Origin of the sequence: Neolewinella persica DSM 23188 (assembly GCF_000373105.1) — a bacterium.
In the GTDB taxonomy this organism is placed as follows: domain Bacteria; phylum Bacteroidota; class Bacteroidia; order Chitinophagales; family Saprospiraceae; genus Neolewinella; species Neolewinella persica.
The window spans coordinates 1-3,041 of sequence record NZ_KB890482.1; the positions used below are offsets into that span (position 1 = coordinate 1).

General features: G+C 34.0%; 2 protein-coding genes. Both read left to right on the plus strand.

Features of this window, described 5'->3' with window-relative positions:
• Positions 1-289 precede the first annotated feature (289 nt).
• Entirely contained in the window at positions 290-1,747 is a 1,458-nt protein-coding gene (locus tag B036_RS0125625) for a serine hydrolase domain-containing protein (protein WP_020571594.1), read from the plus strand.
• 141 nt (positions 1,748-1,888) lie between these two features.
• A complete protein-coding gene (locus B036_RS0125630) occupies positions 1,889-2,566 on the plus strand; it encodes a hypothetical protein (RefSeq protein WP_157472453.1) in 678 nt (225 codons plus the stop codon).
• The last annotated feature ends 475 nt before the right edge of the window (positions 2,567-3,041 follow it).

The window sequence follows — 3,041 nt, forward strand, 5'->3', positions numbered from 1 at the left end:
AATTTACTTTTCCGCATGTTGGCGCGATTTAGAGGGTGAGTAAGATAAGGTTATCTTTCTACTAAATCGTGGTGGCGTCTAATGGGAAGCGTACAATAAGCCCTTTGGACCGGATTTAGCGGTTTATTGGGTGTTTACGCATGTTTCCTTTTCACGGAAAACATGCGGTGTTTGGTTGATATTTGGGGGAAAAGCGTATGTTTGGAGGGGTAGACTTTGCTTGTATGCGCACTGCGGGATATTGAGGGTGCGGTGTCAAGGTTGTTGTAGGTAATTAAAAACGAATAATATGAAATCATTTAATTTAATTCTTGTCATTCTAATTCTAATAGCTACCTCATGTAAAAATGAAATAACTAATAATACTATACCTGATATAATTGAAATAGAAAATGGCCTATTACCACCAGTTTTGGTAAAAGGTGACTCCGCAAAAAGTTTCAATTTAATGGAGAGAATGGAGCTCTATAATGTTCCTGGTATTAGTATTGCAATTGTTGAAAACGGGAAAATAAAATGGGCTAGAGGATATGGAATAGCAAACACTAAAGATAGTAGTGAAGTTAATGCAAATACACTTTTTCAAGCTGGATCTATAAGTAAACCTGTAGCTGCATTAGCTGCTTTAAAATTGGTTGAAAGCGGTAGTGTGGATATCGATGAAGATGTAAATATCTATTTAAAGGAATGGAATATTCCTGAGAATGATTTCACACAAGAGGAAAAAGTAACTCTTAAAAGACTATTGACACATACGGCAGGAATGACTGTTCATGGTTTTCCGGGTTATCAACAAACTGACACATTTCCATCGATAAATGATGTTTTAAATGGTAATGGAAACACACCCAAAATATTTGTAGACACTATCCCAGGTAGTATTTGGAGGTATTCTGGTGGAGGATATACAGTTATGGAAAAAATGGTTGAAGACGTTAGCGGACTACCATTAGATGAGTATATGTCAAAAAATATTTTAGAAGCAATTGGCATGAAAAATAGTACTTACGAACAACCCCTAAGTTCTAAATATCATTCAAATGCAAGTGCAGCATATGACTCAGATGGGAAGATAATCGAAGGTTTATGGCATAATTATCCCGAACAGGCAGCGGCTGGGTTATGGACAACCCCTACAGACTTGGCAAAATACTGTATTGAAATCCAACAAATTGTAGCAGGAAAGAAAAATGGTGTGCTTTCGAAAGAAACAATTGCAAAAATGCTAACCAAACACAAAAATGATTGGGGTCTTGGTCCTTCAATTCAATGGGAACAAGATTCATTGATATTCAGGCATGGAGGTAAAAATGCTGGTTTTACAAACAATTTAATCTCATTTGCAAATCGTGGAAATGCTGTTATTGTAATGACCAATGCGGATAATGGAGGGAAATTAATTGGAGAAATATTAAGAGCAGTTTCAAACTACTATAACTGGGGAATAAATAATCCAAAAGTTGTGGATGTAATTGAAGTTGAAGAAGAAAAACTCAACAATCTTGTCGGAAAATATTTGCTCGACTTTCAAGTACCAGATATAGGTGATTATATTATTGATATAGAAATAAAAAATGATAAGATTTTTGTATCTGATCCTAACAACGGGGATTCTAATATTTTAAGTGCCATAGAGGAATTGAAGTTTATTGATTTGGAAAATGGTGATGAAGTAGTATTCCAACTTGAAGAAGATAAAGTAGGAATATTATGGAATAATAGATTTCAATTTAATAAAATCGAATAATAACTACCTACAACAAAGTATACCTGCTCATTGTCCCTAAACGGGCCAACGACAGGTATACCGAGCGTTAGGCGTAACAAAAGAAAAAATCGTTTAGTACTAGATAAAATCGCTATAATTGCAAGTGGAAATAAATTAATTATGAAATTTAAAATACTTAAATCGTGTCTACTTTTAGTCGTTCTGCTTATTTCAGGTTGTAGTAGTTGTCCAGACACCGGATTAATCGGACCAGGATTCATTCAATCAACAATAAGTCATTTTAACGTACACTCCGAAAATGACTTATTGAAATTTAGAAACTCTGCAGGCGAAGTTCTAGAGTTTCATAGAGTAAGGCCTGAAAGAAAATTCATGGAAATTCGAAAGAACTATAGGTCTGTAAGTTGTGAAGATGATGAAAATCATATGGTATTATTAAGTAGCGAACTGGAGCAACTGGAAAATTTATTTGTAACAGAAGCAGGTGATAGTATCCAGGTTGGTCTCAAACTTATCAATTTCAATTTATTTGATCCATTTAATCCAGAAGATGAAAGTTTTAAGAGGTTTCCTGTTTATCTTGATTTAGAGATTTACTTGAATAGGATCGATCAAAAAATGGGACAGACGTATATTGCGTACTGGAATAATTTTGAAGATGAGCTTCCAGTTGATTGGCCGTACTTATCCTTTTTCAATAGAGATCTTACAGATGTTCGATCTGATAGTTCCATCTATGGTTTTCCACAGAGTAATGGTATTATCTCATATAGTAGGAATGAAGGTATAACTTCATTCAGATTTTCAGATAATACAGGATGGATAGGTATTCCATAGTTTTACTGACTTTTTCGGTATAATGTCCATAGCATTACGAAATAATAAAGAACATATCAACTTAATCATTTAATTTTCAACTTAGTAAGTTAAATTAATGATGTTAAACTATCTCCAACACATATTTAACTTCAGGTAGTTCCGTTGAGAAGATGAAATTATCAGTATCTATTTATATATTTTTAATAATTAGCACTGATAACAGTTCTCCCCAAATTACAAATGAGTAATAATTATAAAAAAGCTAGCTTAAAAAATATATAGTATCTTGATTTTGATATCCATGCGCTGGAATTAGAGGCACTTTCTAACTTTAAAATATAAAATTTGAACTAGTTAGTATTGCTATAAGATAGATGTTTCTAACGCAAAAAATACGCCTAACACTTAAAGCTCAAAGGCAGCCCTGACGTAGTCGGGCCTGACGTTGCGCTTTTGTTGGACTAACCCGCCACCCACGGAGCCTATGGGTATT